26 protein-coding genes are annotated in these 25,359 nt (G+C 46.0%); 17 read left to right on the top strand and 9 right to left on the bottom strand.

Annotated features, from left to right (window positions below):
* Positions 1-48 precede the first annotated feature (48 nt).
* A complete protein-coding gene (locus IX91_RS13925) occupies positions 49-309 on the bottom strand; it encodes a DUF3624 domain-containing protein (protein ID WP_038197095.1) in 261 nt (86 codons plus the stop codon).
* A 65-nt stretch (positions 310-374) separates the two neighbouring features.
* Here IX91_RS13925 and IX91_RS13920 point away from each other — a divergent pair, with 65 nt between their 5' ends.
* Positions 375-722, top strand: a complete 348-nt coding sequence (locus IX91_RS13920) for a RidA family protein (RefSeq protein WP_004743292.1) — start codon at positions 375-377, stop codon at positions 720-722.
* 67 nt (positions 723-789) lie between these two features.
* Here the strand turns inward: IX91_RS13920 and IX91_RS13915 are convergent, their stop codons facing one another.
* Positions 790-1,521 (bottom strand): glutathione peroxidase, encoded by a 732-nt coding sequence (locus IX91_RS13915; RefSeq protein ID WP_004743293.1) that lies wholly within the window; start codon positions 1,519-1,521, stop codon positions 790-792.
* A gap of 172 nt (positions 1,522-1,693) precedes the next feature.
* Between IX91_RS13915 and oxyR the strand changes: the two genes are divergently transcribed.
* Positions 1,694-2,584 carry a DNA-binding transcriptional regulator OxyR gene (gene oxyR / locus IX91_RS13910; protein ID WP_004743294.1) on the top strand — a complete coding sequence of 297 codons (891 nt, stop codon included), beginning with the start codon at positions 1,694-1,696 and terminating at the stop codon, positions 2,582-2,584.
* Between the two features lie 68 nt (positions 2,585-2,652).
* On the opposite strand, the gene IX91_RS13905 is transcribed toward oxyR, so the two are convergent.
* Positions 2,653-5,172 carry a penicillin-binding protein 1A gene (locus tag IX91_RS13905; protein WP_004743295.1) on the bottom strand — a complete coding sequence of 840 codons (2,520 nt, stop codon included), beginning with the start codon at positions 5,170-5,172 and terminating at the stop codon, positions 2,653-2,655.
* Positions 5,173-5,312: 140 nt separating this feature from the next.
* On the opposite strand from IX91_RS13905, the gene pilM reads away from it, so the two are divergent.
* The 12 genes from pilM (at position 5,313) to trpS (ending at position 16,599) form a co-directional block, all read left to right on the top strand.
* Positions 5,313-6,308: a type IV pilus assembly protein PilM gene (gene pilM / locus IX91_RS13900; protein WP_004743296.1), complete on the top strand. Its 996-nt coding sequence runs from the start codon at positions 5,313-5,315 to the stop codon at positions 6,306-6,308.
* Complete coding sequence (locus tag IX91_RS13895) at positions 6,298-6,861, top strand: PilN domain-containing protein (protein WP_004743297.1); 564 nt, start codon at positions 6,298-6,300, stop codon at positions 6,859-6,861. Before pilM ends, IX91_RS13895 begins: the two co-directional genes overlap by 11 nt.
* Positions 6,848-7,435 (top strand): type IV pilus inner membrane component PilO, encoded by a 588-nt coding sequence (locus IX91_RS13890; RefSeq protein ID WP_004743298.1) that lies wholly within the window; start codon positions 6,848-6,850, stop codon positions 7,433-7,435. The genes IX91_RS13895 and IX91_RS13890 overlap by 14 nt, the downstream gene beginning before the upstream one ends.
* Positions 7,425-7,928 carry a pilus assembly protein PilP gene (locus tag IX91_RS13885; RefSeq protein WP_004743299.1) on the top strand — a complete coding sequence of 168 codons (504 nt, stop codon included), beginning with the start codon at positions 7,425-7,427 and terminating at the stop codon, positions 7,926-7,928. The genes IX91_RS13890 and IX91_RS13885 overlap by 11 nt, the downstream gene beginning before the upstream one ends.
* A gap of 13 nt (positions 7,929-7,941) precedes the next feature.
* The gene (locus IX91_RS13880; RefSeq protein WP_050809758.1) at positions 7,942-9,636 is read left to right on the top strand and encodes a type IV pilus secretin PilQ; all 1,695 of its coding nucleotides are present in this window, start codon (positions 7,942-7,944) and stop codon (positions 9,634-9,636) included.
* A gap of 176 nt (positions 9,637-9,812) precedes the next feature.
* The gene (gene aroK, locus IX91_RS13875; protein ID WP_004743301.1) at positions 9,813-10,331 is read left to right on the top strand and encodes a shikimate kinase AroK; all 519 of its coding nucleotides are present in this window, start codon (positions 9,813-9,815) and stop codon (positions 10,329-10,331) included.
* Positions 10,332-10,359: 28 nt separating this feature from the next.
* Positions 10,360-11,448 carry a 3-dehydroquinate synthase gene (gene aroB, locus IX91_RS13870; protein WP_004743302.1) on the top strand — a complete coding sequence of 363 codons (1,089 nt, stop codon included), beginning with the start codon at positions 10,360-10,362 and terminating at the stop codon, positions 11,446-11,448.
* A 92-nt stretch (positions 11,449-11,540) separates the two neighbouring features.
* Positions 11,541-13,061: an SPOR domain-containing protein gene (locus tag IX91_RS13865; protein WP_004743303.1), complete on the top strand. Its 1,521-nt coding sequence runs from the start codon at positions 11,541-11,543 to the stop codon at positions 13,059-13,061.
* A gap of 93 nt (positions 13,062-13,154) precedes the next feature.
* The gene (locus IX91_RS13860) at positions 13,155-13,982 is read left to right on the top strand and encodes a Dam family site-specific DNA-(adenine-N6)-methyltransferase (protein ID WP_004743304.1); all 828 of its coding nucleotides are present in this window, start codon (positions 13,155-13,157) and stop codon (positions 13,980-13,982) included.
* Between the two features lie 106 nt (positions 13,983-14,088).
* A complete protein-coding gene (rpe, locus tag IX91_RS13855) occupies positions 14,089-14,760 on the top strand; it encodes a ribulose-phosphate 3-epimerase (protein WP_004743305.1) in 672 nt (223 codons plus the stop codon).
* 4 nt (positions 14,761-14,764) lie between these two features.
* Positions 14,765-15,445, top strand: a complete 681-nt coding sequence (locus IX91_RS13850) for a phosphoglycolate phosphatase (protein ID WP_004743306.1) — start codon at positions 14,765-14,767, stop codon at positions 15,443-15,445.
* 116 nt (positions 15,446-15,561) lie between these two features.
* Complete coding sequence (gene trpS, locus IX91_RS13845) at positions 15,562-16,599, top strand: tryptophan--tRNA ligase (RefSeq protein ID WP_004743307.1); 1,038 nt, start codon at positions 15,562-15,564, stop codon at positions 16,597-16,599.
* A 366-nt stretch (positions 16,600-16,965) separates the two neighbouring features.
* Here the strand turns inward: trpS and trmL are convergent, their stop codons facing one another.
* The 4 genes from trmL to IX91_RS13825 all read right to left on the bottom strand — a co-directional run bounded on the left by trmL (position 16,966) and on the right by IX91_RS13825 (position 20,309).
* Positions 16,966-17,442 (bottom strand): tRNA (uridine(34)/cytosine(34)/5-carboxymethylaminomethyluridine(34)-2'-O)-methyltransferase TrmL, encoded by a 477-nt coding sequence (gene trmL, locus IX91_RS13840; RefSeq protein ID WP_004743308.1) that lies wholly within the window; start codon positions 17,440-17,442, stop codon positions 16,966-16,968.
* Positions 17,443-17,545: 103 nt separating this feature from the next.
* Positions 17,546-18,154, bottom strand: coding sequence for a superoxide dismutase (locus IX91_RS13835; RefSeq protein ID WP_004743309.1), 609 nt, complete (start codon positions 18,152-18,154; stop codon positions 17,546-17,548).
* Positions 18,155-18,228: 74 nt separating this feature from the next.
* Positions 18,229-19,614, bottom strand: coding sequence for an envelope stress sensor histidine kinase CpxA (gene cpxA, locus IX91_RS13830; protein WP_004743310.1), 1,386 nt, complete (start codon positions 19,612-19,614; stop codon positions 18,229-18,231).
* On the bottom strand, positions 19,614-20,309 hold the full coding sequence (locus IX91_RS13825; RefSeq protein WP_004743311.1) for a response regulator: 696 nt from the start codon (positions 20,307-20,309) through the stop codon (positions 19,614-19,616). The genes cpxA and IX91_RS13825 overlap by 1 nt, the downstream gene beginning before the upstream one ends.
* A 184-nt stretch (positions 20,310-20,493) precedes the next feature.
* On the opposite strand from IX91_RS13825, the gene IX91_RS13820 reads away from it, so the two are divergent.
* The 3 genes from IX91_RS13820 to pfkA all read left to right on the top strand — a co-directional run bounded on the left by IX91_RS13820 (position 20,494) and on the right by pfkA (position 23,231).
* Entirely contained in the window at positions 20,494-20,994 is a 501-nt protein-coding gene (locus IX91_RS13820; protein ID WP_004743312.1) for a CpxP family protein, read from the top strand.
* Positions 20,995-21,101: 107 nt separating this feature from the next.
* Positions 21,102-22,010, top strand: coding sequence for a CDF family cation-efflux transporter FieF (fieF, locus tag IX91_RS13815; RefSeq protein WP_004743313.1), 909 nt, complete (start codon positions 21,102-21,104; stop codon positions 22,008-22,010).
* 258 nt (positions 22,011-22,268) lie between these two features.
* Positions 22,269-23,231, top strand: coding sequence for a 6-phosphofructokinase (pfkA, locus tag IX91_RS13810; RefSeq protein ID WP_004743314.1), 963 nt, complete (start codon positions 22,269-22,271; stop codon positions 23,229-23,231).
* A 68-nt stretch (positions 23,232-23,299) separates the two neighbouring features.
* Here pfkA and IX91_RS13805 read toward each other — a convergent pair whose 3' ends face one another.
* Both IX91_RS13805 and IX91_RS13800 read right to left on the bottom strand, forming a co-directional pair.
* Positions 23,300-24,625: an anaerobic C4-dicarboxylate transporter gene (locus IX91_RS13805; RefSeq protein WP_004743315.1), complete on the bottom strand. Its 1,326-nt coding sequence runs from the start codon at positions 24,623-24,625 to the stop codon at positions 23,300-23,302.
* Between the two features lie 171 nt (positions 24,626-24,796).
* Positions 24,797-25,291 (bottom strand): MgtC/SapB family protein, encoded by a 495-nt coding sequence (locus tag IX91_RS13800; protein WP_004743316.1) that lies wholly within the window; start codon positions 25,289-25,291, stop codon positions 24,797-24,799.
* Between the last annotated feature and the right edge of the window lie 68 nt (positions 25,292-25,359).

Raw genomic sequence — 25,359 nt, 5'->3', positions numbered from 1 at the left:
TTTTTTATCCTCCTTGCTCTGACACCGATTATTTTGAGCAAGTCCGTTTTAACTATTGTTTCTTTTTTTGCGCTTTCGCCAAGGCAAGATGACAAATCGCATCCAGAGATGAAGGAACAGCAAACCGTTGAAGGCAAAGCCTGCCATAATGAGCGCGATAGACTCGATGCTCTGAGGGTTGTCACGAAATGCGAACCACCATACGACCCAACATAACACGGATAAGACAGTGAGCTGATCCATGCAGCGTTGGCATCGGCCTATTTTCTTCCAGAACCAGTCACTATTTTTGCAGTATTTACATGTCATGATTGCGGTTAATTCGGTAACATACGAGGTCTTAGCATATCTCAATTAACCTCAAAGTGATAAACATGATCGAACGTCAACAAACCAAACAACGAATGAGCCGTATTGTAAAGCACAATGGAACTATCTACCTTTGTGGCCAAGTTTGTGCAGACGCAACTAAAGGCATTACTGAACAGACTCAAACCATGCTAGATAAGGTTGAAGAGTTACTGCTAGAAGCGGGCAGTGATAAAGAGCATATGCTTTCAGCGACTATCTACATCAAGGATATGAAAGATTTCCAAGAAATGAATGCTGTTTGGGATGCTTGGGTTCCGGAAGGTCATGCACCTGCTCGCGCATGTGTAACCGCAGATATGGCACGTGAAGCTTTATTGGTTGAAATCTCTGTGATTGCTGCAGAAAAGTAACCGCAAGAACGACGAAAAAAACGAGCTATTTAGCTCGTTTTTTTCTTGAATATTTATTGCTCAGCTACTATTGAGCTAAGTAAGCATCTAGCTCTTCACTGCCACCAATATGCTTACCACCGATAAATACTTGCGGCACTGTTGTGCGGCCAGAAATAGCGCGCAGACTTACTGTTGTCGCATCTTTACCTAGAATGATCTCTTCATATTGAAGGTCGTTGTCAATCAGTGCTTGTTTAGCTTTGACACAGAACGGACAGCCCGGCTTACTAAATACGGTAATCGATTCTTGAGTTTTGAATTCTGGTGCTACGTGTTTAAGCATTGTATCCGCATCAGACACTTTGAACGGGTCGCCCGGCTCGTTTGGTTCAATGAACATCTTATCTACCACACCATTTTTCACTAGCATGCTGTAACGCCATGAGCGTTTGCCAAAGCCTAGGTCATTCTTGTCAACCAACATACCCATGCCGTCAGTGAACTCGCCATTACCATCCGGAATAAAAGTGATGTTTTCTGCTTCTTGGTCTGACTTCCAAGCATTCATTACGAAAGTATCGTTAACAGACATACAGATGATTTCATCAACGCCGTGGTCTTTAAAAACTGAGAACAACTCGTTGTAACGCGGCAGATGGCTAGATGAACAAGTCGGAGTGAAAGCGCCCGGCAAGCTAAACACAATCACGGTTTTATCTTTAAATAGCTCATCACTGGTGACGTTAACCCATGCGTCACCTTGACGAATCGGGAATGTAACTTGCGGTACGTTTTGACCTTCTTTAGATGCAAACATATTGGTTTCCTTAATAGCGGATTATTCTAATTTTATTATGGAGTCTTATCAGTGTAGTGACTGTGCTCTGTCTCGATGGGTTTATTATTGAAGAAATTCTTTGATAGCTCTAATCGTTTAATGTTATGGTTTTGATAGATGATTTCTATCTTAAAGATGGGGAGTAGAGGTAATGAATATTCGTGATTTTGAGTATTTGGTCGCGCTTGCTGAGCACAAACATTTCCGGAAAGCAGCAGAAGCTTGCTTTGTCAGTCAGCCAACACTAAGTGGTCAAATTCGTAAATTGGAAGATGAGCTAGGCACGGCACTTTTAGAGCGTAGTAGTCGCCGAGTACTGTTCACTGATGCGGGCTTACAACTGGTCGATCAAGCTAAGCGTATTCTGTCAGAGGTGAAAACCTTCAAGGATATGGCAAGCGGTCAAGCAGGTGAAATGGTTGGTCCTATGCATATTGGTTTTATTCCAACCGTAGGTCCTTATCTACTGCCGAAAATCATTCCTATGCTCAAAGAAGCTTTTCCTGATCTAGAGCTGTTTTTGCATGAAGCACAAACTCATCAACTGGTTCGTCAGTTAGAAGATGGTAAGTTAGATTGTTTGGTGTTGGCATCGGTTGCGGAAACCGCGCAGTTCAAAGAGATTGAAGTTTACAACGAGCCACTGAGCATCGCAGTGCCTTGTGACCATGAATGGGCCAAGCTAGACCAAGTTGATATGCTCGAGCTCAATGGTAAAACCGTACTGGCGCTTGGAGATGGGCACTGTTTACGCGATCAAGCATTAGGCTTCTGTTTTGCTGCTGGCGCGCAAGACGATGAACGCTTTAAAGCGACCAGCTTAGAAACCCTGCGTAATATGGTGGCCGCAGGCGCGGGCATTACTTTGTTGCCAGAGTTGTCGTTACCGAAAGAAAAAGAGAAAGATGGGGTATGTTATGTCCCAGCTACTAATCCGGTTCCTTCACGCAGTATCGTGTTGGCGTATCGACCAGGCTCTCCGCTAAGGTCTCGCTTTGAACAGTTAGCTCAAGCTATTAAAACTCAGCTTGAAGACAACTGATAAGTTACAGGCAAAAAAAGAGGTTGATGCGAAAACATCAACCTCTTTTCTTTTCGTGCTGTAATACGTTAGAACAGCTCTTCGCCACCATCAGAAGTGTAGATACTGTCAGTAATCTCACTGGTGACGTACTCGGTAGGTTCAGTACCTTCTAAGAAGTATTCAAACATAGAGCTAGAGTCGAACTTATTGGTCAAGAGACCAGAGTCTCGATCAATTCGAACTCGTACTATATTTTGCGGAATCGTTTTGCTTTGCTGAGGAACTCCTGCTAGCGCTGTACGCATAAAGTCGACCCATGCCGGTTGAGCTGTTTTTGCCCCTGCTTCAGCACCGGTAATCTGATCTTTGCCGAGATTACTGTTCGTTTTGGTTCGGCCTAGCTTACGCGTGTGATCATCGAAACCGACCCAAGCGATAGCGACCATTCCTGGGCCATAACCGTTATACCAAGCATCTTTAGAGTCGTTAGTAGTACCGGTTTTACCACCAATGTCGCGACGTTGTAGCTTCTGAGCGCGCCAACCGGTACCGTTCCAACCTGTACCGTCACGCCAGTTACCGCCACCCCAGACATTGCTGTACATCATTTCGCGCATCAAGAATGCAGTTTGCTCTGAGATCACTTGTGGAGCATATTGAGGCTCTTCAGTGACTTCAGTTGTCACATCTTGCTCGGCAAATTCATTGTCACTCGTGACAGCTTGAGTACAGTCTTGATGACAGACGACTTTTGGTGATGCTTCGAATTCTAGGTCACCAAATGGGCCTTCTACCCGGCTGATATAGAAGGGTTCTACATAGTAACCACCATTCGCAAACACTGAGTAGCCTTGAGCCATTTTCATTGGTGTTAAGCTACCCGCTCCAAGAGCAATGGTTTCTGAACGCGGCACTTGGTCTATATCGAAACCAAAGCGTGTTAAGTATTGGCGCGTTTCATCAAGGCCGACTTCACGTAACACGCGCACAGCCATCACGTTCTTCGATTGTGCTAAACCAATACGTAAGCGAGTAGGGCCAATGTAAGTTGGTGGCGAGTTCTTTGGTCGCCAAGCTGTACCTTGACTCTTATCCCATTGGTTAATCGGAGCGTCATTGATCAGGGTCGCGAGTGTTAGCCCCTTATCGATTGCTGCGGCATAAATAAAGGGTTTAATACTTGAACCAACTTGACGTACTGACTGAGTGGCACGGTTAAACTTGTTATGAACAAAGTTAAAACCACCAACTAAAGACAAGACCGCGCCATTTTCAGGGTTCATGGCAACAAATGCGGTGTTCGCATTCGGTACTTGGCTTAGGTGCCAAGCGATGGTTGGCTCTTGGCCTTCAACTGTGCTTTCAACTTCACGCACCCAAATTTGCTCACCTTCAGCTAAGACATCTTTGGCATTGCTTGGTGGTGGGCCCTGGCGATCATCAGTCAGGAATTTACGTGCCCACTTGATGCCATCCCACTCTAACGTGTTGATCCCTTGGTCCTTAACCCAAATGGTTGCTTGTTTGCTATCTACCTTAGTGACAACAGCAGGAACGAGCTGACCATAAGTTGGAACGTTATCGAGCGTTTTATCTATTTTCTGCTCATCAAGGGCTGGTTTGCCTGGCTGCCAGAGAACCTTTTCTGCACCGCGGTAGCCGTGACGCTCATCGTAAGCCAGCAAGTTGTTGATTGCCGATTTGTTTGCGGCTGCTTGAAGCTTTGAATCTACGGTGGTGTAGATGTTCATACCTGAAGTGTACGCTTCTTCCTGACCATAGCGAGCAACCATCCAAGCTCGAGCTAGCTCTGCAACGTATGGAGCACTTAACTCAATTTCTGCACCATGATAGCGAGCAACGATCTCTTCACCACGAGCCTCATCATACTCCGCCTGAGTTATGTATTTCTCGTCAAGCATACGCAGTAGCACGACATTACGACGGTTCGTCGCACGTTCGAGTGAGTAAATAGGGTTCATGGTTGAAGGCGCTTTTGGCATGCCGGCAAGCGTCGCGATTTCACTGAGTGTGAGGTTTTGAAGCTCTTTACCAAAATAGGTTTGCGCTGCGGCACCAAAGCCATAAGAGCGATAGCCTAAGAAGATCTTATTGACGTATAACTCCATGATCTCTTCTTTACTAAGAAGTTGTTCTATATGGATAGCAATAAAGATCTCTTTGATTTTTCGCATGATCTTCTTTTCATTGGAAAGGAAGAAGTTACGAGCTAGCTGCTGAGTAATGGTACTTGCACCTTGCTTGGCCGAGCCTGAAAGAGCAACCACTACGGCCGCACGAGTGATACCGATCGGGTCGATACCTGGGTGATCGTAAAAGCGGCTATCTTCTGTTGCAATTAGCGCCTCGATCAGATGCTGTGGAATATCGTCATAAGCAACGGGGATACGACGTTTCTCACCAAACTGGGAGATCAGTTTACCGTCTTGGCTAAACACCTGCATTGGAGTTTGCAGTTTTACGTCTTTCAATGTGGCTACGTCTGGTAGCTCTGGCTTCACATACAAGTAGAAGCCGAATATCGTACCGACCCCAAGAATTATGCAAATCAATGTGAATATAAGTAGTCGCTTTATGAACTTCACCGGAGATTCCCTGATTGATTGGGTTCACTAAATGTAAACCCTTGTACTTTAAGCTAAAAATCTAGCTCATTTTGTCTATGTGCTTATTTAACCATCAATTTAAGCAAATGAGCTAAGCAAAAAGTACGGAGCTAAGCTGCATGGGTAAATCATTAGTTACAGGCATTGAAATTGGACACCACAGTATTAAAGCGGTGGTTCTCAAGCCAAACAAGGGCACATTTGCTCTTGTCGACTATCGAGAATTGCCAATCGAAGCGGGCATTTTCTCTGATAACCATATGTCAAATTATCAGAAAATTGTAAAGAAACTCAAAGAACTAAGGAAGAGTTTGCCGCGATTTAGTACGAAAGTTGCATTGGCGATACCAGATAATGCGGTAATAAGTAAGGTATTACAGATAGATAGCGGGCTTAGCGACAATGAAATTGAGTATGCTATTTCTGACGCATTTTCCCATCAAACTCCGTTTTCAATTGATGAACTCTACTTAGATTATGTCCCGCTGACCGCGGATAGACAGTCATCGCAAACTCACTACCAAGTATACGCGACGAAAAAAGAGCTGGTTGACCCTAGAGTAGAAGTGTTCAAAAGCGCTGCCTTTCAACCCGTAGTGGTTGATTTACGTGCCCATGCTTTAGTGCATATTTGGCAGCTTGCTGCACGACAACAGGTTAAAGCCGACTGGCTTATGATAGATGTTGGTTTTGACCACGCTTCGTTGTGTATGGACCTTGCTGATAAAGCGCCTTTTTGCAAAGACATCGTTTTGGCAATCCATGAAAAAGAGGTGGATTCAAACCTTTGCTTAAGTCTGGCGCAAAGCCGTGAAGAGTTCACCGCTGAGTTACTAGATAAAATCCAACGCAATTTACAGCTTATTGCTTCAATGCACGGCAAGAGTGTTAAAGGGATTTGGCTGTCAGGTGTAGGGGCTACCATGCCTGCTCTTGCGAATGAAATCAGCACGCGCTTTGCCATTGAGTGTGAGCTTCTTAACCCGCTTACTCTTTTTTCAACAACTAGCCAACAGCCATCCGATAATCTGTTGACCCACGGGCATAGGTTCACATCGGCGGCTGGGATTGCTCTGCGCGCGCTCACTTGGTTGGAGAGTCGTCATGCTGCATAGCATCAATCTATTGCCGTGGCGTGAAGAGCTGCGAGATTATCGCCAAAAGCGCTTTAGACTGCTGATGATGGTTACGCTAATCATTGCTGTGATTATCCAGTGGGGCATCGGCAGTTATATAGAGCAGCAACAGGATCGGCAATCTGAGCGTAATGACTACCTTGTACGTCATGGAGAGCAATTGGACCAACAGCTTAACCAACTGAAAGTCGTCGAACGCGAACATCAAGCTCTACTTACCCGTTTGTCGGTTATTGAGGGGTTGCAGAAAGAGCGCAATAAAACTACAGACTTTATGAATTTATTGCCTGAGCTGATTCCAGCTGGTGTTTACATCGACAAGCTAAAGATCAATGGCCTGCAGGTTGAGCTTGTTGGGATCAGCGATTCAACTTCTCATCTTGCCACCATGCTAGACAACCTCGAAAAATCACCCGCAGTAACTAACGTCGAGATGCATTCCATTGTTCATGGTACGACTCGATTTGCCAGTAAGTACCAATCATATCGTGTCTCTTTTTCTCTTTTAGGAGGTCAGAGTGAATCGCTTTAACCTTGATATTGAAGAGATAGGCGAGTGGCCACTTACTTATCAGCTAGTCGTGATCGCGGTGTTGATGGCGATGTTACAGGGAGGCGGTTATTGGCTTTTGGTTCAGCCTGAGCTTGAACAACTCGATGTTCTTAAACAGCAAGAGCAGCAGCACAAAACCTCAATAGCACTGAAAACGAAAAAAGTGGTGTTGTTACCTAGAATGAAGGCTCAGCTTGATGAGCTGTCACAGCGGTATGACTATCTATCGCGTCAATTACCCGCGCAAAAAGAGCTCGCTTCTATGTTGGCGTCAGTTAATCAGGTCGGCTTACAAAACTCCCTGACTTTTACCCGAATTGATTGGGGACAAAAGCACGATCAAACGTTTCTGTACAAGCTTCCACTCAACATTGAATTGACCGGTGACTATCACGATATCGGCGACTTTTCTGCCGCAATTGCCTCGCTAGCGCGAATGATAAATTTTGATGATGTCTATTGGCACCGTGTCAGTTTAGAAAGTAGCACGCTGCATTTTCGCGTTCGAGCCTACACCTATCAGCTTAAAAGTGAGGTCAAAGATGAAAATTAATCGGCTATTGCCTTTGATTGCTTTGGTGTCTGGCTGCAAGGCAAATCAAGCTCCACTTGAGGAATACTTAGCGCAACTTAAGCGTGATGCTGAAGTGGAGGTGTATGAACTTGCCCCGCTTATAGGTGTTCAAAGCTCCAAATATACTGCCCACCAAGTTAGGCAGCCATTCGAGCTACCCCAAGCTGCACTGTCCATTAACCAGCAAAAGTTAGCAATAGATTGTTGGCAACCTAAACGCAACGCGAGTCAGTTGGCGACTTTTCCGTTGAGCCAATTACGACTAAAAGGCGTGATGAGTCGAGGTGGAAGAAAGTCAGCGCTTATTGAGGCGCCAACCGGTCACTTGGTACAAGTTAACTCAGGCAGTTATCTGGGGCTGAATCATGGTAAGGTCACCAAGGTTACTGATGGCTATGTGTTGGTGCGAGAAGCCATCGCAGACGGTCTCGGATGCTGGCAGTTACGTAATACTAAATTAGCGCTTAAGTAGAGAACGGATAGAGATGAATAGGATAAAAGGATTGGTGGCTTTTACTAGACGCTGTTTGCAATGGCTCACCTTGTTTGTGGTGTTCCTACCCAGTGTTGTTTATGCCCAAGAGCAAAATGACAATCTTCTGCAAGGCTTGGATTTTAAAATCGATGAGCAGCGTAACGCGCAAATTGTCCTAACCTTGTCCGACTCACGTGCTGTGGTCGATATACAAAAAGTGGCGCAGGGGTTAAGTATTACCTTGCCACAAACCCAAGTGACGGAAGCCTTAATTAAGGTATTTGACGTGACCGAGTTTGGTACGGTAGTGCGTGACATTGAAGTCTTTCGCCATCCAGACAAGGTCGAGTTGATAGCGGCAATTAATGGGGACTTTCGTTACCACGATCAACTTGAAGGGACGCGCCTGCAAGTGACCGTGGAAAATAGTAGCGATGGTCAGCAGGTAGACAAAACAAGCCTTCTCGATAAGCCAGGCAAAAAGCTATCACTTAATTTTCAAGATATTCCGGTTAGAAATGTGTTGCAACTGATCGCCCATTACAATGATTTCAACTTGGTTGTTTCCGATTCAGTGACTGGCAATCTGACCTTACGCCTTGAAGAGGTATCATGGCAGAAGGTGCTCGACATCATCTTGCAGGTCAAAGGGTTAGATAAACGTGTTGAAGGAAGCATTGTTTTAGTCGCGCCAAAAGCGGAACTGGATGCTCGTGAGCAGCAGATGCTGGAGAAAGCGCGTTTACAGGAACAGTTAGGGGAACTGTCGTCGGACATCATCCAAGTTAAGTTTGCCAAGGCGGCCGATATTGCTGACTTAATCGATGGGGGCGGAGAGTTTAGCATGCTGTCCCCTCGGGGTTCTTTGAGTGTGGACGAGCGCACCAACACCCTATTGATTCGAGATTTAGAGCAAAATGTCGATGTTATTCGTTCTATTGTCGAATCACTCGATATTCCCGTTAAGCAGGTGCAAATCGAGGCGAGGATTGTCACGGTTAATGAAGGCAACTTGGATGAGCTTGGGGTACGTTGGGGATTTAGTAACACCAACGGCAGTACTTCTACTGGCGCCACTATTGAAGATAACGTATTCGATGTTGTGCCAATCGATGACATGCTTAATGTGAATCTTGGCGCAACTTCTGCCAATGCTTCGACCATCGCATTTCAAGTCGCCAAGCTTGGCTCCGACATGTTGCTTGACCTTGAGTTATCGGCATTACAACGAGAGTCGAAAGCAGAAGTCATCTCAAGTCCGCGTTTGATCACAACCAATAAAAAGCCAGCCTATATTGAGCAGGGCAGCGAGATTCCTTATCTAGAGTCATCTTCAAGTGGGGCAACCAGCGTTTCGTTTAAGAAGGCAGTACTCAGTTTAAAAGTTACGCCACAGATCACCCCTGATAATCGGCTAATTCTGGATTTGAGTGTGACCCAAGATAGGCCAGGTGATGTGGTGAAAACCGGTACCGGAGAAGCGGTGGCGATTAATACCCAAAGAATCGGTACCCAAGTGCTGGTGGAGAATGGAGAAACCGTGGTGCTCGGGGGCATTTTTCAACACAGCGTGACAGATGCGGTCGACAAGGTGCCTTTCTTTGGTGATTTGCCTCTGCTAGGGGCGCTATTTCGTCGTTCTTACCAACAAATGGGCAAAAGCGAACTGTTAATTTTCGTCACCCCAAGGGTAGTGATTGAGTAAGATTTTGGTTAGGGACGAAAATAAATTTGCATTAATGGCACCTTATCTAGATAATTTCGGGTCTTATCACGAATTATCTGTGAGGAATCGGTGCCACAAGCATCTCCATCGCTAGTATCACACTGGCTTTTCTTGTGGCGATGTCATTGAATTAACGTTGTAAATTACTGCTAAACATGGCTGAGAAACGCAATATTTTCCTTGTTGGCCCTATGGGTGCCGGCAAAAGCACAATTGGTAGACACCTAGCTCAACAGCTTCATATGGAGTTTGTTGATTCTGATACCGTTATTGAAGAACGTACTGGCGCAGATATCGCTTGGGTATTTGACGTAGAAGGTGAAGAAGGCTTCCGCGATCGCGAGGAAAAAGTGATTAACGACCTAACGGAAGAGCAAGGTATCGTACTTGCGACCGGTGGTGGTTCAATCAAGAGCAAAGAAAACCGCAATCGTCTTTCTGCACGCGGTATTGTTGTTTACCTTGAAACAACGATTGAAAAGCAGCTTGCTCGCACTAACCGCGACAAGAAGCGACCATTATTACAGACTGATAATCCACGTGACGTGCTTGAATCGCTAGCTGGCGAGCGCAACCCACTTTACGAAGAAATTGCGGATTACACAGTACGTACAGACGATCAAAGTGCAAAAGTGGTAGCCAACCAGATCGTAAAAATGCTAGAAGAACGTTAAGACTTTTTTTAGCAACTGGAGAATACCCATGGAACGGATTACGGTCAGCTTAGATGAGCGTAGCTATCCAATCTCAATTGGTGCCGGATTATTTAATGATCCGGCCCACCTTTCTTTCTTATCGGCAAAACAAAAAGTGGTGGTGATTTCTAATGTCACTGTAGCACCACTGTATGCGGATAAAATCCTCTCTCTTATCGAGCAACAAGGCTGTGAAGCGACAGTTCTTGAGCTGCCTGATGGCGAACAGTACAAATCATTAGACACCTTTAACACCATCATGAGCTTCCTACTTGAAGGCAATTACGCCCGTGATGTGGTGGTAGTTGCGCTCGGTGGTGGCGTGATTGGTGATTTAGTGGGTTTCGCTGCGGCCTGTTACCAGCGCGGTGTCGACTTTATCCAGATCCCGACGACGTTGCTGTCTCAAGTCGACTCATCTGTGGGTGGTAAAACGGCGGTTAACCATAAACTCGGCAAGAACATGATTGGTGCCTTCTACCAACCTAAAGCGGTGGTTATCGATACTGACTGTCTAAAAACTTTACCGCAAAGAGAGTTTGCTGCTGGTATTTCCGAAGTCATCAAGTACGGCATCATCTACGATCAAGACTTCTTTGTCTGGTTAGAAGAAAACCTCGATAAGCTGTATCAACTTGATGAACAAGCTCTGACTTACGCTATTGCTCGCTGCTGTGAGATTAAGGCGGAAGTGGTTGCTCAGGACGAAAAAGAGTCTGGAATTCGCGCATTGCTGAACCTAGGTCATACATTTGGTCATGCGATCGAAGCTGAGTTAGGTTATGGTAATTGGCTACATGGTGAAGCTGTTTCAGCAGGTACGGTGATGGCTGCAAAAACCGCTCAACTTCAAGGCCTTATCAATGAGCAGCAAGTTGAGCGAATTATCTCTATACTGAAAAGAGCCCAGCTACCAGTACATACTCCAGAAACGATGTCATTTGCTGATTTCATGAAGCATATGATGCGTGATAAGAAAGTACTCTCTGGTGAGCTTCGCCTTGTACTCCCTACCAGCATAGGGACTGCTGAAGTAGTTAAAGGTGTTCCAGAATCGATCATTGAACAAGCTATCGACTTCGCGCGCACTGTTTAAATCTTTTTGTTTTGTAGTACCAATCTGACCTTTGCCCCTATGAGGTTAAAGCGTTAGCTTGGTATTACTCGTATTTTCATTGGGATAACGTAATGAGCTTGGCGCATGATCCACGTGTGTTGGAGTTAGATTCACAAACAGAACTGCTAGAACGTTTGCAGCTGTTGACTAATTTTGGCTCGAATTTGGTCACACTTGGTGGTGCATCAGGTGCGGGTAAGACTTGGCTAGCACAATATTATCTAGAAGCTTGGGCGCAAGATAAAAACCAGTCGTTACTGATGTGTTACCCCAACCAAGATGAATCTCAACGTCGCTCAACTATCCTCTCTCAACTTATTTCCGAACCTCTTTTTAATCCGGCTGATTCTCTCGTTGAGTCTTTCACACGCATCATGCAGGGCGAGACCTGTGATGTAGTGATAGCGATCGATGATGCGCATTTGCTGACTGAGTCCTTCGTTTCTGAACTGTGGATGTTGGTACTTGAAGCTCAGGTTAACCCAGGTTGGACTGTGAATGTGCTGTTGTTCGCTCAATCGAACAGTCTAGATGCATTACTGACTCGATTGAGTTATGGTCAAGAACACAAGCCGATTGATCTTGAAATTGAACCACTTAGCCAAGAAGAAGCGGATCGATTCTTTGAACAATTGGTGATTCGGTTTGTCGAAGATGACATGGAAAAGCGCGTTCGAAACGCGTATCGAACGGTTGCTCGTCATCCTGGCGAAATCATGGCTTTAGGGGATCAAAAAGTGGAAAAAAGGATCATTATCCGCTCAATTGTGGGTTCACCAATCAATATTGCACTGTTGGTTATCACGCTACTGGTGTTAATCGGCGGTGGTTACTGGTGGATGATGTCGCAGCCATCGCCAGATGACAAAGCTCAGCAAATCACAGAATCTATCGAACAGACGGCAATACCGACACTATCGGAAGAGAGCGCTAGCCAAGAAAGTACCGCAGCGACAATTGAACCTGAACCTGTGGTTGATCCAACCATGGCGAATGCTGAAGATGACTCGCTCTCGCTACCACCAGATGTGACTGAGCAAATATCGAGTGTTGGCAATACCGATGAGGATCATCAGCGCGTAGTGATTACCTCTGATGTGGTTGATGCACTGATGGAAGGCAAACCTGAGAAGGCGGATACCAGTAAAATCGAACAAGTTGTCGAGCAATCGAAAACTGAGCAGGTTACCGAGCCTCAAGCAGCCGCCTCTTCAGATTCCGCAGCCGTAGCAGAAAGTGCTGCTGAAGAGGAAGTGGCGCCAAGTCCTACCGTAATCAAGTTCTCTTTCACTAAAGATGAGCTGAAAAGCTTTTCTCCACGTAGTTACACTCTCCAGTTAGCGGCAGTGAACTCACTTGAGGAAGTGCAGAATTTTATTGATCGTCACCAGCTCGCCAATCAGGTCTTTATCTATCCAACTCAACGCAATGGGGTGGATTGGTACATAGTGACGTACCAAAACTATCCAACCATTCAAGTGGCACGAGATGCGGTACAAGGGTTGTCTACTGAGCTGCAAAACGTAGAGCCTTGGGCCAAGTCTCTTAGTCAAGTGCAACGAGAGATTGACCGCGGCAATCAAGATAATTAGAAACTGGGTGTAATCCAGAAAATTGTCTGAGATTAATTACAAAATATGTTACATTCCGCAGCCTTAATTTGTGGTTGATAGATAGAGCAGTAGATGAAGAAGCAGCGAGCCTTCCTGAAATGGGCAGGTGGAAAATACGGACTTGTCGAAGATATTCAGCGTCACTTGCCAGAAGCTCGTAAGCTGGTAGAACCGTTCGTAGGTGCTGGGTCTGTATTTCTAAACACTGATTATGATCAGTACTTGCTCGCAGACATCAACCCAGATCTGATAAACTTGTACAACCTCCTCAAAGAAAACCCGCAAGAGTACATTACTGAGGCGAAGCGTTGGTTCTGCCCTGAGAATAATCGCAAAGAGGCTTACCTCGATATTCGCAGCCAGTTCAATGCCACAGATGATGTGATGTATCGTTCTTTGGCTTTCCTGTATATGAACCGCTTTGGTTTTAATGGTTTGTGCCGTTACAACAAAAAAGGCGGCTTTAATGTCCCGTTTGGTTCGTACAAAAAGCCTTATTTCCCGGAAGCTGAGTTAGAGTTCTTTGCCGAAAAAGCGAAGAAAGCGACGTTTGTCTGTGAAGGCTACCACGAGACTTTTAAGCGTGCGCGCAAAGGCAGTGTTGTCTACTGTGATCCGCCGTATGCACCGCTGTCAACGACAGCTAATTTCACCTCGTATGCAGGTAATGGTTTCACTCTCGACGACCAAGCTGCTTTGGCCGATGTGGCTGAGAGAGCGGCGGTTGAGCGTGGAATTCCAGTGCTGATTTCTAACCACGATACCACTTTGACTCGTCGTCTTTATCATGGCGCTGAGCTCAATGTCGTCAAGGTGAAACGCACGATTAGCCGCAATGGTGCAGGGCGTAACAAAGTTGATGAACTTCTTGCGCTATTCAAACCTGTTGAAAGCCAATAATCACATTTCATCACACTTCTCTATCATCTCACCTCTAGCTTAGGTAGAATTGCGCGCAAAGTTTCTTCAGTGTGCAATGATGCCCAATCAATACTAGAGGTCAGGTATGAAAGATTTCCTTATCGCTCCATCAATTCTGTCTGCGGATATGGCTCGCTTAGGCGAAGACGTAGAAAAAGTACTCGCAGCAGGGGCAGATGTGGTTCATTTTGATGTGATGGACAATCACTACGTACCTAACCTAACCTTTGGTGCGCCTATCTGTCAGGCACTGCGTGACTACGGTATTACTGCACCAATCGATGTACACCTTATGGTGAAGCCAGTGGATCGCATTATTCCTGACTTCGCTAAAGCAGGTGCATCTATGATCACTTTCCATATTGAAGCTTCTGAGCACGTTGATCGCACACTTCAGCTTATCAAAGAGCATGGCTGTAAAGCGGGTGTGGTACTCAACCCAGCGACACCGCTGTCTCATCTTGAGTACATCATTGATAAAGTAGACATGATTCTTCTGATGTCAGTGAACCCAGGCTTTGGTGGTCAATCCTTCATTCCAAAAACACTCGATAAGCTACGCGCAGTACGCAAAATGATTGATGAATCTGGTCGCGATATTCGCTTGGAAATTGATGGTGGTGTGAAGGTTGAAAACATCAGAGAGATCGCAGAAGCGGGCGCGGATATGTTCGTCGCAGGTTCGGCTATCTTCAACCAGCCAGATTACAAGCAAGTGATCGATGAAATGCGCGCAGAACTGGCTAAGGTTAACTAATTCAATGAGCAACATTAAGTTAATCGCATTCGATTTAGACGGTACGCTACTTGATAGCGTGCCTGATTTGGCGGTTGCTGCTGACCAAGCGGTACAAGCGCTAGGCTACCCAGCGGTGACAGAAGAGCAAGTGCGTGACTATGTAGGTAACGGCGCTGATGTTCTTATTGGTCGTTCGCTGAGTCGCAGCCTAACGGTCTCACCAGATTTAGACCCTGAATTGCATGCCAAAGCGCGTATTCTGTTTGATGACTACTACGAGCAAAGCGGACACAAGCTCAGCCACCTCTACCCAGCGGTAAAGGAAACCTTGGCAGAGCTGCACGAAGCGGGCTTTACCATGGCGCTAGTGACCAACAAGCCATCGAAGTTTGTCCCTGAGGTTCTGGCGAAGCACGGCATTGATAAGTACTTTGTTGATGTGATAGGTGGCGATACGTTCCCAGAGAAAAAACCTAACCCAATGGCACTAAATTGGCTGCTTGAGAAACATGGCTGTCAGCCACAAGAAATGCTAATGGTGGGTGATTCAAGTAACGATATCAAAGCGGCGAAAAACGCAGGCTGTCACTCGTTTGGTTTGACCTATGGTTACAACCACGGTGAGCCTATTTCTGCTTCTCAACCGAATTATGTCGCAGATACCATCGCAGATTTAGCAGAACTCTTAACGGTTTCAGCTTAATAGCGACAAAAGATCTTTTAAAATACTCGTTAATGAGTACACTGAGTAAACCGTGTGGATAGAAACCACGCGGTTTTTTTCATTATTTAGCATAAGAAGTCAAAGGAATTATTCCCATGAGCAAACCCATCGTATTGAGTGGTGTTCAACCATCAGGTGAACTAAGTATCGGTAACTACTTGGGTGCTCTACGTCAATGGCAGCAGATGCAAGATGATTACGATTGCCAATACTGTGTTGTCGACCTTCACGCAATTACGGTTCGCCAAGATCCGAAAGCGTTACACGAAGCGACTCTAGATGCACTAGCAATCTGTCTTGCAGTTGGTGTTGATCCGCAAAAGAGCACGCTATTTGTTCAGTCACATGTACCAGAGCATGCTCAACTTGGTTGGCTTCTTAACTGTTACACCCAGATGGGTGAACTGGGCCGAATGACTCAGTTTAAAGACAAGTCTGCACGTTATTCGAAAGATGCATCTAGCCAATTTGGTGATGTGAACGTGGGCTTGTTCGACTACCCAGTCTTGATGGCTGCAGATATTCTTCTCTACGGCGCGCACCAAGTGCCTGTCGGTAGTGACCAGAAGCAGCACCTTGAACTAGCGCGTGATATCGCTAACCGCTTCAACAACATCTACTCGCCAGAGCAGCCAATCTTCCAAGTGCCAGAGCCGTACATTCCAACGGTGAATGCACGTGTGATGAGCCTGCAAGATGCAACCAAGAAGATGTCTAAGTCGGACGATAACCGTAAGAACGTGATCACTTTGCTTGAAGAGCCTAAGTCAATCATCAAGAAGATTAACAAAGCTCAAACGGATGCAGAAACGCCACCGCGTATTGCTCATGACTGGGACAACAAAGCCGGTATTTCAAACCTAATGGGTCTTTACTCGGCAGCGACAGGTATGAGCTTTGAAGAGATTGAAGCTAAGTACCAAGGTGTAGAGATGTACGGTCCATTCAAGAAAGATGTCGGTGAAGCGCTCGTTGCAATGCTTGAGCCTATTCAAGCGGAATACCACCGTATCCGCGCTGACCGTGCTTATATGGATCAGGTGATGAAGCAAGGTGCTGAGAAAGCCTCTGCACGCGCAGCAGAAACGCTGAAGAAAGCATACGAAGCAGTAGGTTTCGTGGCACGCCCTTAGGGTAGAGTGGACTTCGTCCTATGGAACGCTGCGCTACTAGAAAACTAGATAGCTAGAGTTGTAAAAGCCGATGCAATAGCATCGGCTTTTTTGAACGATTTGAAATGCTTTACTTTGGGATAACGGAACGGGCTACGCCCTATGGAACGCTTTGCTTAGGGAAAGCGAGATTGAGCATTATCAAAACAAACCGTTGATACTTTAGGGTTGTTGAAAAACGCTAAGTTAGTTATCCAGTTATCCAGTTATCCAGTTATCCAGTTATCCAGTTATCCAGTTATCCAGTTATCCAGCTCTCCGTAGGACGAAGTCCGTTCCCACATCCTGCTTCCGCATTCCGCTTCCCTAACGAAGCGTTCGCTTTGGCTACTGCGCCCCTTCAAAGCCCATTTGGCGCCAAGCTTCAAAAGCGATGATAGCTACGGCATTCGAAAGGTTCAAGCTACGTGCGTCTGGCATCATTGGAATACGAATACGCTGCTCCATTGGCATGCTTTCGATGAGTTCAGCAGGCAAGCCGCGGGTTTCTGGACCGAACAGAAGTACGTCACCTTTCTGGAAGTTGGCATCGACATGATGGCCTGTTGTTTTGGTTGTACAGGCAAAAATTCGGTACTCACCGCGTTCTTTCTCTAGATACTCAACAAATGCTTGGTAGTCTTTATGGCGAGTAACGCGCGCTAGGTCGTGGTAATCCAATCCCGCTCGACGAACTTTCTTCTCTTCCAGATCAAAACCAAGCGGCTCGATAAGGTGAAGGTTGGCACCACAGTTGGCACATAAACGAATAATGTTACCAGTATTCGGGGCAATTTCTGGTTCGTAGAGGGCGATATCAAACATGACTAACTCTTAACGCTGATTGTTCAAAGGCTAGAAAGTATAAGGCGACTCTTGAAAGCCGCCAAGTCTGACGTTATTAGTTTTATATTGTGTATTGCGGTGACTAGGCTAAAGCTGCTGCGTAGTTATCGCTCACGGCATCCCAGTTTACGACATTCCACCAAGCCTCAATGTAGTCAGGGCGGCGGTTTTGGTAGCTGATGTAGTAGGCGTGCTCCCAAACATCGAGCGCCAAAATAGGCTCACCTTGAGCTCCTGCCACGTCCATTAGTGGGTTGTCTTGATTGCTGGTTGACGTAATGACAAGTTGTCCGTCTTTGACGATCAGCCAAGCAAAACCAGAGCCGAAAGTATTAATCGCTGCATCTGTAAATTGCTGTTGGAATGCTTCAAAGCTACCAAAGGTAGACACAATATCCTCGCCGAGTTTTCCTTGAGGAACACCGCCACCATTTGGTTTCATGCAATTCCAATAGAGGATGTGATTGTAGTAACCACCGCCATTATTGCGCACCGCGGGTGGCTGCTGAGAAATGTTGGCAAAGATATCTTTGAGTGTGGTGGACTCTAACTCGGTACCAGAAACTGCAGCGATAAACTTATCAAAATAGGTGCGATGGTGCTTACTGTAGTGCACTTCCATCGTCTTTGCGTCGATGTATGGCTCAAGTGAGTCGTAAGCATAAGGAAGTTCAGGGAAAGTGTGAGACATAGTAAATCCTCCATAATTGAAGGATTTACTTTAAATGATAATGAGATCTATTATCAACTGCCTCTTTTGTAGGGTTATTGCTCCGCACCGAGTGGAAGAGTGATTTCGACTCTTAACCCGCCGAGTTTACTCCGCTTCGCTTCGATGGTTCCGCTATGCTGGCGTATTGCACTTTCCGTGATGGTCAGGCCTAAACCTGTTCCGCCACTGTGTCTATCGCGCGCTGTTGAGACGCGATAAAACGGTCTGAATATCGCATCGAGTTCCTGATCAGGTACGCCTTCACCGTTGTCATCAACCGCAATCATGATTTGTTGGCTAGATTCAGTGAAAGTGACTTCGATGCGGTCTTTACCATAATAGATAGCATTGCGAACAATGTTGTCTAATGCGCTCATCAATAGTTTTGGATTACCTGAAATATTACGTTCAGGAATATCATTGAAGGAGAGGGTTTTAGCCATTTGTTCTGCTTCAAACTGAGCATCCGAGAGGATGGCTTCCCATAAACTCCCCATCGGCTGAGGTTCTCGGGTTAGATGGCTATCAACCTGCATACGAGACAACTCAAGTAGCTCGCCAATCATCTGCTCCAAGCGCTGAGCTTCGGTATCAATACGAACCAGTTCAGGGCTCTCACCTTGTTTTCGAGTCGCGAGGGCATTTGCCATCCGCAGTCGAGTCAGTGGAGAGCGCAGCTCATGGGAAATATCTGATAATAAGCGCTGTTGGCCTGAGATCATTTGATTAACCGCTTCCACCATCTGGTTAAAGCTTGTCCCCGCTTGGCGGAATTCACTGGTGCCTTTTTCAAGAGCAGGGTCAACCACAAATTCCCCTTTGGCGACACGTTTGGCTGCACGTTCCAGTTTACGTGCTGGTTGGCTGAGTGCCCATGCAAGCCACAGTAGCAGAGGAGTGCTGACCAGCATTACTGCAAACAATAACTGGAATGGTCTATCAAACATGCGCAGTAAGAATGGCGGTGGTTGATTCCATTTCACACCGATGTAGAGCAGTAAGTCTTGCTTGGCTAACGTGACAGGCAGTGGACCGGCAAGCATGTAGTGACCATAAAGTTTTTGCTTGGGTTCGCTATCGACTTCGACGCTAGTGATAAAGTTTTGAAGCGCGCGATACTTAAAGTCTTTGTGGTTTTGGGTTGTGAGCAAGTTGCCTTCTAGGTCAGTAACAAAGAAGCGCGGACGAGGATCTCTTGAAGAGCGTTTTCCACCTTCGAGCTTAAACAGAATGCGGGCAAGGTTGGTATCTTTGGCATAGCGCTTCTCGATATTCTGCTTCAGCTCGATCATGCGATCGTAGTGCTCAACTGGAATATCTCGCGCTTTGCGTGGATCGAGATGTGGCAGTGACAGTACCGCCATCAGCACCAAAAACATGGTAAACCAGAATATGGCGAAGATACGCCCATACAAGCTAGTGATCTTAGGTAGGCGCATTAGTCCTCCTCAACCAGTAAGTAGCCGCGTCCACGTAAGGTTTTGATGCGTGATTTGCCATCTTCTCGTTCTGGCAGTTTTTTCCGCAGGTTGGAGACGTGCATATCGATAGCACGATCGAAAGCGGCGAGACGTTTTCCAAGAACATCCAAACTCAACGCTTCTTTGGTTAGGGTTTGCCCAGGATTTTGGATAAAGTGGCTTAACAGAGCGAATTCTGTGGTAGTGAGTTCCATTTGCTCTCCCTGACAGTAAGCTTCCTGTTTACCGGGATACACTTGGATGTCTTGATATTCAATGCAGTCAGAGTTTTTCGAGCTTTTGCTTGCACTATTGCTTTGCGTACGACGTAGGATTGCGCGAATGCGAGCCAGCAGTTCTCTGTCGCTAAAGGGTTTTGGCAGATAATCATCCGCGCCCAGCTCTAAGCCAATGACTCGGTCTATCTCTTCGCCTTTAGCCGTCAGCATTAACACTGGTGTTTCCCAGTTTTCTCGCAGTCTTTTGAGGGTTTCCATTCCGTTGAGCTTAGGCATCATGACATCGAGTAAGATAAGGTCAATCTTGTCATTGAGTTGTGCCAGTCCTTCTTCGCCATTATTTGCCTCAGACACATCAAAGCCTTCAAAGGATAGGACTTCTTTAAGTAAGCTGGTTAGCTCGGTATCGTCGTCAATCAATAAGATATTTGGCATAACAAGGTCTCTACATAAGTTGGATATCTATATATTACTGTTAAATGACCAATTGATTTAGGGTCATTATCGCTCTTTACGATTCTTTACTCTCTCAATACGTTGCTTTACGCAGCAAGTCGTATTCTACACTCAAGCGCTGTGAGAACAGCTCAATCCAATAGACAAAGTGAAAGGTACGATTATGAAAATGACAAAGAAACTAGTAGTAGCGGCAGTTGTTCTTCCTCTAGCACTTGGCACAGCGAGTGCGTTTGCTTTCGGTGGCAAAGATGGTAAGAAAGGTGGTCACGGCGAGTGTGGTGGTGGCTTTGACCGCGGAATCATGCGTCAACTTGACTTAACTGATGCGCAAAAAGACCAGATGAAAGAGATGCGTGAGGCAAGCAAACAGGAAATGAAAGCGGCCTTTAAAGAGAACTTTGAAGCGCGCCATGCAGAGATGCAAGCACAAAAAGAGAAAGTTCAGGCATTGGTTCTAGCGGATAACTTTGACCAAGCGGCGGCAAACGAGCTTGCTAAGTCAATGGTTGAAAAGCAAACGGAACGTAAAGTGAAAATGCTAGAGAAACAGCATCAGATGTTGAGCATCTTAACTCCTGAGCAGAAAACAAAATTTGTTGAGTTGCAACAAGAGCGTTCAGCAAAATGCCAAGAGAAAATGCAAGAGCGTTTTACTCGCTAGAGATAGTATTGAATTAAGGCGGCTTGATAGCCGCCTTTTTTATGCCATTTTTATTCAACAATTGTGAGGTTATACTTAGAAGATGTTTGTTTAATAATCAAAGCACTATGAAACAAGAATATGCTCGCTTAGTCACCATGGCTGCATGGACGGCCACTATTGTTGCGACGCTGCTATTGGTGGTCAAAGTTGGGGCTTGGTGGGTAACGGGTTCAGTCAGCTTACTTGCCTCTTTGATTGACTCGATGCTCGATATCGCGGCATCTCTGGTTAACCTCGTTGTGGTGCGTTACTCCCTTCAGCCTGCTGACCGAGAGCATACCTTCGGCCACGGTAAAGCCGAATCACTAGCAGCGTTGGCACAGGCGATGTTTATTTCTGGCTCCGCTGTATTCCTGATCTTAAATGGTATCGAACGCTTCTTTAGACCGCATGAGTTGCAGTCCCCGGAATACGGCGTTTACGTCAGCTTGTTTGCCATCTTAGTCACCTTTGCCTTGGTTCGTTTCCAAAAGCATGTCGTGAAGAAAACGGGCAGCCAAGCCATAGCTGCAGATTCTCTGCACTATCAATCTGACCTTTATATGAATGCCGCCATTATGCTCGCGCTAGGTTTGAGCTGGTTTGGGGTCACTCAAGCAGACTCAGTTTTTGCCGTCGCAATTGGTGTTTATATCCTCTATAGCGCATTCAAAATGGTGCAAGAGGCGATTCAAACCTTACTCGATCGCAAACTGCCCGACGAAGAGCTGAAAGCAATCCGAGAATGCTGTGTGAAAGTGGAAGGGGTGCTCGGGGTTCATCAACTAAGAACCAGAATGTCAGGGCCAACTCGATTTATTCAGTTGCACTTAGAGTTGGAAGACAATATCCGATTAATTGAAGCGCATCGAATCTCTGACGAAGTCGAAGATAAACTGCTTGAGCTTTATCCACATTCAGATGTACTGATCCATCAGGATCCTTATTCTGTGGTATTAGGGGTAGAAAAAGGACAGAAGTCGCAAGATTGGTAACGCAAAAGTGCCACTTATTGGCTATCTTTTCAGCGATGCTAGTTTTAACTGTGATCCTGATATGTATCAATGATGTCAATGAGCAAAGCTGTAATACTCTTACATAAGTAGAAAAGTTACATAATTTGACGCAAATAAATGTAGTAATCCTAATTAGGAAAGGTAACATATTGCGCAGTTAAAGGAATTAAGTTGGTGGCTTATTGAAAGCGGCTAACGTAAAAATTGAAATAAGATTCCCAAAAATCGAGGGTGAGCATGATTAAGAAGATCGGTGTCTTGACGAGTGGCGGTGACGCACCAGGTATGAACGCGGCAGTTCGCGGTGTGGTTCGCACGGCGTTATCTGAAGGACTAGAAGTTTACGGTGTATTCGATGGTTACTTAGGTCTTTACGAAGATCGTATCGAAAAGCTAGATCGTTCAAGCGTTTCTGATGTAATCAACAAAGGCGGCACGTTCCTAGGCTCTGCGCGTTTCCCTGAGTTCAAAGAAGTGGAAGTGCGTCAGAAAGCGATCGAAAACCTGCAGAAGCATGGTATCGAAGCTTTAGTTGTTGTTGGTGGTGACGGCTCTTACATGGGCGCGAAAAAGCTAACTGAAATGGGTTACCCATGTATCGGTCTACCGGGCACTATCGATAACGATATTGCTGGTACGGATTACACGATTGGCTACCTAACGGCACTGAACACTGTTATCGACGCAATTGACCGTCTACGTGATACTTCATCTTCTCACCAGCGTATCTCGATCGTTGAGATCATGGGTCGTCACTGTGGTGATCTAACGCTAATGTCTGCAATCGCAGGTGGTTGTGAATACATCATCACACCTGAAACGGGTCTGGATAAAGAAAAGCTGATTGGAAATATCCAAGATGGTATCGCTAAAGGTAAGAAGCACGCGATCATTGCTCTGACTGAGCTAATGATGGATGCTAACGAACTAGCGAAAGAGATTGAAGCGGCGACGGGTCGTGAAACTCGCGCTACCGTTCTTGGTCACATCCAACGTGGTGGTCGTCCTACTGCATTTGACCGCGTTCTTGCATCTCGCATGGGTAACTATGCAGTACACCTATTGATGGAAGGTCAAGGTGGTCGTTGTGTGGGTATTCAAAAAGAACAACTTGTTCACCACGATATCATCGACGCTATCGAGAACATGAAACGTCCTGTACGTGAAGACCTATTCAAGGTTGCTGAAGAGCTATTCTAAGCCAGCTTCATATTGAACTAAAAAAGCCAGTTGGGAGACCAACTGGCTTTTTGTTTATTGGTATAAGGCTAGTTGACTAGCATAGTCGATAGCACGTAACCCACTGTCGTTGCGGTAATCACGCCAATAAAGCCTGGCAGCAAGAAGCTGTGGTTGAGCACGTACTTACCAATCTCAGTCGTACCTGAGCGGTCAAAGGTAATCGCCGCAAGATCACTTGGATAGAATGGGAAGAAGAAATACGCATAACAAGCAGGAAGCACACCGATTAGCACTGGTGCTGGAATGCCCATCGCAAAACCCAGTGGCAGCATAATGGTCAGTACCGCTGCTTGGCTCTTCAAGAATACCGACACCACGAACATGGCAATAGCAAACGTCCAAGGATGCGCTGCCACAATATCGCTTACTAGGCTGATCAAGTAGGGCTTGTGGAAACCGATAATGGTGTCACTCATCCACGCAATACCGAAGATAATGATCACCGCGGTCATACCGGCGATAAACACATTACTATGGACGATCTTTTTCGGCTCTACCTTAGTCGTTAACAGAATCAAAGCACCGACGGATAACATCAAGAACTGAATCGCGACCGACATTTTAACGCCGTCTGGTAGCAAGCCGAGATCTTTACCAAACATTGCGACAAAGATAACCGTAGCGATACCGGCTAAGAAGATGCCTAAACCGCGTTTAGCCACTTGTTGGCTGGCAGGTTCACTTTCATCTTGCTGGACTTCATCAATCAGCTGAGCTTTAAACTCGGGGTCTTGGCAACGCTCGATAAAGGCTGGGTCTTGATCCAATTCTTTACCACGTTTCAGGCTCCACAAACAGCCAACCAACACACCAATTAACGTCGCAGGTATGGTCACCAGTAACACGTTCACCAGACTGATATCTAAGTGGTTATCGGCTGCTGTTGCCATTACTACCGCAGCGGCAGCGGCGATCGGGCTAGCCGTAATCCCCATTTGTGATGCAACGGTTGCCATCGCCATCGGGCGCTCAGGACGAATGCCTTTCTTGTAGGCAACATCATAGATAACAGGCAGAAGAGGGTAAACAGAGTGACCCGTGCCGACTAATACCGTCAACGAATAGGTACAAAGTGGACCAAGAAACACGATTTGACTTGGATGCTTACGCAATAATCGCTCAGCAAACTTCACTAACAGCTTGAGGCCACCCGTTGCTTCCAGAGTCGCAGAGGCTGCGACCACAGCGAGAATAATCAGCATAACACTGATCGGTGGTGAACCCGGTGCGACACCAAATACAAACGCGAGAACCGAAACACCTAAGCCCCCGAGCAAACCGAAAGCTATGCCTCCATGGCGGATACCGATAAATATAACCGTCAGAAGCAGGAGCATATGCACGTAAAACATAATCAAACCCTACATTGGTATAAACATAGAGCTATGCTACCCAAAAGTGGTAGATGGAAACGTGACCCTATTTGCTTCTCTTGTTAGAGCAATTGACTATCGAGCTATTCCTTGTTTCGAATCAAAAATTGCACTTTAAACAAAGGCTTTGTGTTGGTTTGCTCGTAGAGATCACGAGTTCAATTTGTTGTCTCTACGTTTTTGGATTTTCTGGTGGACACCACGGCGTAGAGCTTTGATTCGATTTTCCGCTTTATCGACGCCAAGTAGTACGGTGAGTGCAAGTAGCGTGAGTATCACTGATTGTTGCATGTAACCCAGTCCAATCATCATGCCAATGGCAGCCAATACCCATATAACAGCAGCGGAGGTGACACCATGGATTTTGCCATCAAGGGTCATCATTACCCCAGCACCAAGAAATCCTACCCCAGTAATGATCTGACCGAGTACTCGCGCTTGATCTAACGTATTGGGTGAGAGCGAAACTGCCATTGACATAAACAAGTAGGTACCCGAAATCACCAAAATCGAGGTGCGAATTCCAACAGGCTTACCACGTGTTTGCCGTTCAACACCAATAAGAATGCCGTTAACGGCACAACAGAGTAGGGCCCACCAACTGAATGGACCTAGGTCGAGGAATTGTTCGATAGTGGATTGCATGTCTGGTTGCATAGTGACCTCCAAAACGTCGGAGTATGCATAGATTAGACCTGCCTATCGAACAAAAG

The sequence above is a fragment of the Vibrio tubiashii ATCC 19109 genome, assembly GCF_000772105.1.
GTDB lineage: Bacteria > Pseudomonadota > Gammaproteobacteria > Enterobacterales > Vibrionaceae > Vibrio > Vibrio tubiashii.
This window is presented reverse-complemented; position numbering and strand designations above follow the sequence as displayed.